We start from the raw sequence: 7,273 nt of genomic DNA on the forward strand, positions 1-7,273 counted from the left end.
TGGCGCTCGACCGCGAGCAGCAGGTTTCGGCCCTGGGGGCGTTGGCCGCGGCTGCCGCCCATGAGCTCGGCAGCCCGCTCGGGACCCTCGCCGTGGTGGCCAAGGAGATCGCGCGCGATCTGCCGCCCGACAGCCCGCTCAAGGACGATGTGCAGCTGCTGCTGAGCCAGAGCGAGCGCTGCCGCGCCATCCTGGCGAGTCTGGCCGCGAAGCCGGAGGTCGGCGGCGGCACGCCGTTCGACGCCATCGGGGTCAAGCAACTGATCGAGACGACCGCCGCGCCGCATCGCCGCCACGATGTGGATTTGACCATCCAGGAACTGGTTCTCAACAGCGACGGCAGCACGATGGCCCCTAAGGTGCGGCGGCGGCCCGAGATCCTCCATGGGTTGGGGACCCTGCTGCAGAACGCGATCGAGTTCGCGCGCTCCCAGGTCGAGGTCAAGGCGCTGTGGCGCGACGGGCAGCTGACCATGACCATCGCCGATGACGGGCCGGGCTTCCCCTCCGACCTGCTGGGCCATCTGGGGGAGCCCTATCTATCCGGGGGCGACCAGGGCCGGGGCGGGGAACATATGGGACTCGGCATCTTCATCGCCGAAACCCTGCTGGCGCGGACTGGCGCCAAGGTCAGCCTCGCCAATCGACGCGAGGGGGGCGCTCAGGTTACCATCGAGTGGCCGCGCGGCCCGCTTTCGGATACGGACTAGAATCCGGGCTCGCGGGACCCCATCTCGACGCGCATGCGTCTCGAGGAGTTGTTCATGACCGATAAGCCCGTATCCGCCGCCAGCCCCGCCGAGGTTCCGGCCGGGGAGCGAACCCTGCTTCTGGTCGACGATGACGGCCCGTTCCGGCAGCGGCTGGCGCTGGCCATGGAGCGGCGCGGCTATGACGTGGCCCAGGCCGACAGCGTCGCCGCCGGCATTGCCGCCGCCAAGGCGCGGCCCCCGCTCTTCGCCGTGGTCGATCTGCGGCTGGGCGACGGATCGGGGCTCGATGTGGTGACGGCGCTGCGCGATGCGCGGCCGGAAACGCGGGTGGTGGTGCTGACGGGCTACGGCAATATCGCGACCGCGGTCGCGGCCGTAAAACAGGGCGCGCTCGATTACCTGCCCAAGCCCGCCGATGCCGATGCGGTCGAATCCGCGCTCCAGCAGCAGGGCGACGCGCTGCCGCCGCCACCCGAACAGCCGATGACCGCCGATCGCGTGCGCTGGGAGCATATCCAGCGCGTCTTCGAGCAATGCGATCGCAATGTGTCGGAGACGGCGCGCCGCCTGCGCATGCATCGGCGCACGCTGCAGCGCATCCTGCAGAAATACGCGCCCCGCACCTGACGACAGGGCGCGCGCCAAGCGCCTTGTCGTCATGCTGACGAAGTCGTCATGCTGACGAAGGTCAGCATCCATGAACACCGTCGATCCAGTTTAACGATCGAAAGTCCGTGTTCATGGCTGCCGGCTGCAGCCTGTCCTCATGCGCGCCTACGGCGCGACACGGGGGCCGGCATGACTAGAGAGGCGTGAAGCCGTCCGCTATTCGAGCTAAGAGGCCTGGCGCTGAGCCGGGGCTGCGGCGGGCGCTGCCGCAGCCGGGGCCGTTGCAGCCGCCGGCGCTCCCGCTGCCGCTGCGGCGGGTGCCGCGGCGGCGGCTGCCGCGCCGCCGGTCGCGCGGGCGCGCATCATGTTGTCGAAGTGATGCCCCTGATACATGGTGATGCCGAGCTTCTGCCCCAGCTCGAGGCAGGATTCGGTTTCGCAGCGCGACAGGATCACGCGATCGCGGCCGATCCGGTCGATCGCCTCCTGGACGTCGCGGGCGACGCGGTTGTCGAGATTGGCGGAGAGGTCGGGCGTCCATTCGAGCTTGACCAGATCGACGCCGAGCCGTTCGCGGTCGACCATCGGCAGCAGCAGCGGCTTCACGCCATCGATGCAGATCTTGTAGCCGCGTTCCTTCAGCCATTCGCGGGCGAAGATGTAGGAGCCCGGATCGGCATAGATGTCGATCTGCTGCAGCTCGATGACGGCGGCGCTGGCGCGTTCGGCGCCGACGATGCGGTCGAACTCCTGGAACTCCGGCGACAGCACGGTCGCCACATTGAGATTGAGCGAGAAGCCGCGCTTCGGGTCGATCTCGCCCTTGCTCTTCAAGAGGGCCAGGACACGCTGGTCGAGCAGGCGGGTCAGATGCTGGAACAGCCAGCGGTCGGCGGCGATATCGACGCCCGGCATCACCGCACGGCCGAGCTCGCCGATCGAGACGAAGATCTCGAGCAGCAGCGGCTCGATCTGGCGGTTCTCGATCGCGAGACAGATCGGCTGGCGGCGGACCAGCGGCGAGAGGTCGGCGGTGGCGATGGTCTGCTCGATCTGACCGAGTCGGCGAGGATCGAGCGCCTCGGCCTGCGGCTTGGGCTTCGCGTCGCGCTGGGTGGTCGCGGCGGCCTTGCGCTGCGCCAGCGCGCCTTCGGCCGCCTTCTTCAGATCGGCCCAGTCGGTCTCGAGGTTGAACCAGTGGCAGAACCTGTCTTCCTCCGTGCCGGCATGGCTCAGCAGCGGGTCGAGGCTGAAGAGATAGCGCAGCCGCGTGACCGGCTCCTCGAGCTCCTCGATCGTGGCGCCCTTGGTGATGAAGACATAGTCGCCGGCGGCAAGCCGGAACAGCGCGCTTTCATGCTTCTTGGAAAGCTTGTCGAAGCAGGAGGCGGCGATGCGGAAATGATGCTCGCGCCGGTTATAAGGGCGCAGCTCCGAGAGATGCACGATGACCGCGCGCCGGCCTTCGGTGAAGCGTTCCAGCCTCCCCACATAATCGAGGAGCGTCTGCTCCTGATCGACTGTCCTGCCATCCCGCACGCGATCGTTCATGGTCTCTCTCTGAATGTCATGTCTCGGCGCCGAGCTCCGGAGAGCTCAGGCGGGACGGTGCAACCACCAGCCCGTGTCGTTGACCGAATAGACGGGCTTGTAATGCTTGATGCTGGATGCCGGGACGACCTTCTGAATCTGGTTGTCGAGCACCATCGGCGTGCCCTCGACATAGACCACCAGGATCGCGTGGCCGAGGCCGAGATTGAGATCGTTCAAGGCGACGATGCGCATCTGGTCGGTCGACACGCCGGAATCGCGCAGCGCGTAGAACTTGGCAATGGCGTAGTCCTCGCAATCCCCGTTCTTGCGCAGGAACTCGAACGGCGTCGCCCAATAGTCGGGCTTGCCCCAGTTCACCTGATCGAGAATGTATGGATGCGCGTTCATGATGTTGTTGATCGTCTTCAGCTTGGTCTTGAGATCCATATCCTTGGCCTGGGCGATGATGTTCTTCCAGAGCTTGGTGTTGCAGAGATTCGCCGGGCAGCCCGCCAGCTCCTTCGCGAACCGATCCATCACGCCGGTCCATTTCGGAAACTGCTTGAGGCTGGTGCCGTGAAGCTCCTTGGTTCCAAAAAAGGACGGGGTGAAACCCGCCGCATGGGCCGTTGGGCCGACAGCCAATAACGCGAAGGCGACGACAGAGAAAAGGAGGGCCGCGGCATCATGCCGAACCCGCCGGATCGCACCATTCATGACCGAACACCCCGGTTTGTACCGATCAAGGCCCGCCAGAAGTTCCCCGGGCGATCATCGGCTCTAGCTTGAAGGGACGTGCTTAACGCGTGCTTAATTGCTAAGAGTCTATCGATCCCTGGAAAGATTGTCCGCGCCGGACTGGTTGATTTTCCCCGGCCGGACTAAATTGCACCTGTAGAATTACGAACTGGGGCAACGGGCCCCATGTTCCAGTGTGCCCGACGAGTTGCCGCATTGTTCACGCCGCCCGGTGCGAGGCGGCGGGCGGCCGGGGCAATATTAGGGAGAGGACTCTTTTGTCAGACATCGAAGCGAGAGCCGCCGGGCAGCGACGCAAGGCGGGGGTGACCCTTGCAATCGGCCTGTTCGTCCTGCTGGCGGTCGCGGTCGTCGGTGTTCTCCTGGTTTTACGATTCGTTGAGGATCAGCGCCAACAGGACCTGCTCGCCTGGCAGACGCGGCTCAGCATCATTGCCGACAGCCGCAAGGCCGATATCGAGGCCTGGATCACCCGCCAGCTCGACGATGTCAGCAGCCTCGCCAACAATGCCTCGCTGCAGCTCTACATGGCCCAACTCCTGGCGGGCGGCACCCCGGACGAAAGCGGGGGCGACAATACCGGCGAGACTCCGTTCGAAGCTGATTACCTGACCAACCTGCTGACGGTGGCGGCGGAACGCGACGGCTTCGCGGCGCCCAAGCCCACCGAGGTCAATGCCAATGTGGCGCTGCCGGCCGTGGCCGGCATGGCGCTGGTGGACAAGGACGGCAAGGTCCTGGTCGCCACCCCGGGCATGCCGCCGATCGAGGGCGCGCTCAAGGATTTCGTCCTCAACCTCAAGCCCGGCACCCGCGGCGTGCTCGACATCTTCATCGATTCCACCGGCGAGGCGGCCATGGCCTTTGCCGCGCCGGTCTATGGCGTCCAGGCGGACACGACTTCGCAGGCGCTGGGCCTGGTGGTCGGCGTCAAGCAGGTGGCCAAGGAGCTCTTCCCGCTGCTGCGCCAGCCGGGCGAGACCATGAAGACCGCGCGCGACGTCTTGGTGCGCAAGGTGGGCGACGACACGGTCGAGTATATCTCGCCGCTCGAGGACGGCACGCCGCCCCTGGGCCTGCGGCTCAACAAGAACACCCCCGAGCTCGATGCGGCCATGGCGGTCGTTGCGGCCAGCGGTTTTGCGATCCGTCGCGACCATTCCGGACGGGAAGTGCTGGCGGCGACGCGCGGCGCCTTCCGCGATGTCCCCTGGGCCCTGATCTACGAGGTCGAGCGCAAGGAAGCGCTGGCCGACAGCGATGCCCGCGCCTCGCGCCTGCTGGTCATGCTGCTGCTGGCCGTGGGCTTCGTGGCCGTGGCCCTGCTCGCCGCCTGGTGGCTCATTTCCTCGCGGCGTTATGCCGAATCCGCAGAGCGCCATCGCGCCACTGCCGAACGGCTCGAATCGCAGCGCCGGCTGCTGCGCCTCGTGACCGACAGCCAGCCGACCGAGATCGCAATCTTCAATGCCGACAACAAATACCGCTTCGCCAACAAAGCGGCGGCCGACCGCGCCGGGCTGGCACCGGACGATCTGGTCGGCAAGCCGATGGAGAATGTGATCGGTCCGGCGGCAGCCGAGCCGATCGAGGCCCTCAACAAGAAGGCGCTCGAGACCGACCAGCCGGTCGAGGATACGCGCAAGCTGCCGACCGGCCGCGTCCTGCATTCGATCCATGTGCCGGTACCCGCCAGCGCCGGCGAGCCTGCCGGCGTGCTGGTGACGCATGAGGATCTGACCGACGCTTTCCGCGAGCGCGAACGGCGCGAGCGGCTGCAGGACCAGCTCGTCAATGCGCTGGTCGGCGTGGTCGATCGTCGCGATCCCTTCTCGGCCGAGCATTCCACGCGTGTCGGCAAGCTGGCGCGCGAGATTGCGACCGAGATGGGCCTGACCCGGGTGCAGATCGCGACCGCCCAGACGGCCGGGCAGCTGATGAATCTCGGTAAGATCCTGATCGACCCCGCGCTTCTGACCAAGGGCGCGGACCTCAGCGAGGATGAGCGCCAGCAGATCCGGCGCGCCATGCTGGCCTCGGGCGACCTGCTCCAGGGCGTCGAGTTCGACGGGCCGGTCTCCGAAACCTTGCGCCAGGCCTTGACGCGCTGGGACGGCACCGGCGTGCCGGCAGGATTGAAGGGCGAGGACATCCTGCCCACGGCGCGCGTCATCACCGTCGCCAACGCCTTCGTCGGCATGTTGAGCGCGCGCGCGCATCGCTCGGCCCTCACGGTCGAGGACGCGATCAATGCGATGATGCATGACGTCGGCAAGGCGTTCGACCGGCGCGCTGTCGCGGCGCTGGTCAACTACATGGACAATCGAGGCGGCCGCGCCGAATGGGAGCAGGGAGCGAGCGCAACCTGACGCGGGGACCAACCCTCCCTGCGGGCCGGCGCATTTATGCGATCGGCGACGTGCATGGCCGTGCCGACCTCCTCGCCATGCTGCAGCGACGCATCGCGGCCGATCTGGACCGCCATCCGATCGCCGATCCGCTGCTGATCTGTCTCGGCGACTATGTCGATCGCGGGCCCGATTCCGCGGGCGTGATCGAGCTGCTGCTCGGCGACGCGCCGGCCGGCATGGAGCGCATCGCCCTTCTGGGCAATCACGAAGAGCTGATGCTGCGCTTCCTGGTCGATGAAAGCGCAGGCCCGGTCTGGTTCGCCAATGGCGGCGACGCGACGCTCGAAAGCTACGGCGTCGATGCGCTCGATTCCTACGTCCGGGCGCGCCGCCAGTTCGAGCAGCTGTTTCCGGCCCGCCACCGCGCGCTCCTGGAATCGCTGCCGCTCAGCCATAGCGAAGGCGACTATTTCTTCGCCCATGCGGGGGTGCGGCCGGGAACGGCGCTCGGCGACCAGCGGCGCGAGGATCTGCTCTGGATTCGCAGCGAGTTCCTGCGCTCCGATGCCGATCACGGCAAGGTCGTGGTCCATGGCCATTCGATCGCGGCCGAGCCGCAAAGCCGAGCCAACCGGATCGGGATCGATACCGGTGCCTACGCGTCCGACCGGTTGACCTGCCTGGTGCTGGAAGGCGAGAAACGGCGCTTTTTCGTCACCTGAGCGCCGCTTCCTTGCCACCGCCGGCCGGGGGGCGGGGATGCTACAAGGTCGGTCCGCCGGATCCCGGGTTAACCGGGCGACAAGGCCGGCTTGTTACAAATGATGAATTGGGCGTAAGGGGAGTTTCGGGATCATGATGTTGCGCAAGCGCATTCTCGTCACCGGCGGGGCGGGTTTTCTGGGATCGCATCTGTGCGAGCGCCTGCTGCGTGAGGGCGCCGACGTGCTCTGCGTCGACAACTTCTTCACCGGCACCAAGGACAATGTCGCGCATCTGCTGGACAGCCCGAATTTCGAGCTGATGCGTCACGACGTGACCTTCCCGCTCTATATCGAGGTGGACGAGATCTACAATCTCGCCTGCCCGGCCTCGCCGATCCATTACCAGCATGATCCGGTGCAGACCACCAAGACCTCGGTCCATGGCGCGATCAACATGCTGGGCCTCGCCAAGCGCCTCAAGGCCAAGGTGTTCCAGGCCTCGACCAGCGAGGTCTATGGCGACCCCGAGGTGCATCCGCAGCCCGAGAGCTATCGCGGCAGCGTCAACCCGATCGGTCCCCGGGCCTGCTATGACGAGGGCAAA

Annotated in this window: 7 protein-coding genes; 5 read left to right on the forward strand and 2 right to left on the reverse strand. The window is 66.5% G+C overall.

The annotated features are described in order from the left end of the window. Both ACREE8_RS18045 and ACREE8_RS18050 read left to right on the forward strand, forming a co-directional pair. Positions 1-710, forward strand: a 710-nt coding sequence (locus ACREE8_RS18045; protein ID WP_431574392.1) for an ATP-binding protein, incomplete at its 5' end; no start/stop codon positions are given. 54 nt (positions 711-764) lie between these two features. Then, complete coding sequence (locus ACREE8_RS18050) at positions 765-1,340, forward strand: ActR/PrrA/RegA family redox response regulator transcription factor (RefSeq protein WP_151175285.1); 576 nt, start codon at positions 765-767, stop codon at positions 1,338-1,340. Positions 1,341-1,547: 207 nt separating this feature from the next. Here the strand turns inward: ACREE8_RS18050 and ACREE8_RS18055 are convergent, their stop codons facing one another. Both ACREE8_RS18055 and ACREE8_RS18060 read right to left on the reverse strand, forming a co-directional pair. Beyond that, a complete protein-coding gene (locus tag ACREE8_RS18055; protein ID WP_431574393.1) occupies positions 1,548-2,873 on the reverse strand; it encodes a hypothetical protein in 1,326 nt (441 codons plus the stop codon). A 45-nt stretch (positions 2,874-2,918) separates the two neighbouring features. Further along, entirely contained in the window at positions 2,919-3,572 is a 654-nt protein-coding gene (locus ACREE8_RS18060) for a transglutaminase-like cysteine peptidase (RefSeq protein WP_431574394.1), read from the reverse strand. A gap of 347 nt (positions 3,573-3,919) precedes the next feature. Between ACREE8_RS18060 and ACREE8_RS18065 the strand changes: the two genes are divergently transcribed. The 3 genes from ACREE8_RS18065 to ACREE8_RS18075 form a co-directional block, all read left to right on the forward strand. Then, entirely contained in the window at positions 3,920-5,983 is a 2,064-nt protein-coding gene (locus ACREE8_RS18065) for an HD domain-containing phosphohydrolase (RefSeq protein ID WP_431574395.1), read from the forward strand. After that, positions 5,956-6,687, forward strand: coding sequence for a metallophosphoesterase family protein (locus ACREE8_RS18070; RefSeq protein WP_431574396.1), 732 nt, complete (start codon positions 5,956-5,958; stop codon positions 6,685-6,687). Before ACREE8_RS18065 ends, ACREE8_RS18070 begins: the two co-directional genes overlap by 28 nt. Before the next feature lie 133 nt (positions 6,688-6,820). Continuing rightward, positions 6,821-7,273, forward strand: a 453-nt coding sequence (locus tag ACREE8_RS18075) for a GDP-mannose 4,6-dehydratase (RefSeq protein ID WP_431574397.1), incomplete at its 3' end; no start/stop codon positions are given.

This window comes from Hypericibacter sp. (genome assembly GCF_050729195.1).
GTDB lineage: Bacteria > Pseudomonadota > Alphaproteobacteria > Dongiales > Dongiaceae > Hypericibacter.

Excerpts from the sequence above, each read along its gene's own strand:
- ACREE8_RS18070 (WP_431574396.1), top strand. The coding sequence starts at position 5,956 with ATGGGAGCAGGGAGCGAGCGCAACCTGACGCGGGGACCAACCCTCCCT.
- ACREE8_RS18050 (WP_151175285.1), top strand. The coding sequence starts at position 765 with ATGACCGATAAGCCCGTATCCGCCGCCAGCCCCGCCGAGGTTCCGGCC.
- ACREE8_RS18055 (WP_431574393.1), bottom strand. The coding sequence starts at position 2,873 with ATGAACGATCGCGTGCGGGATGGCAGGACAGTCGATCAGGAGCAGACG.
- ACREE8_RS18060 (WP_431574394.1), bottom strand. The coding sequence starts at position 3,572 with ATGAATGGTGCGATCCGGCGGGTTCGGCATGATGCCGCGGCCCTCCTT.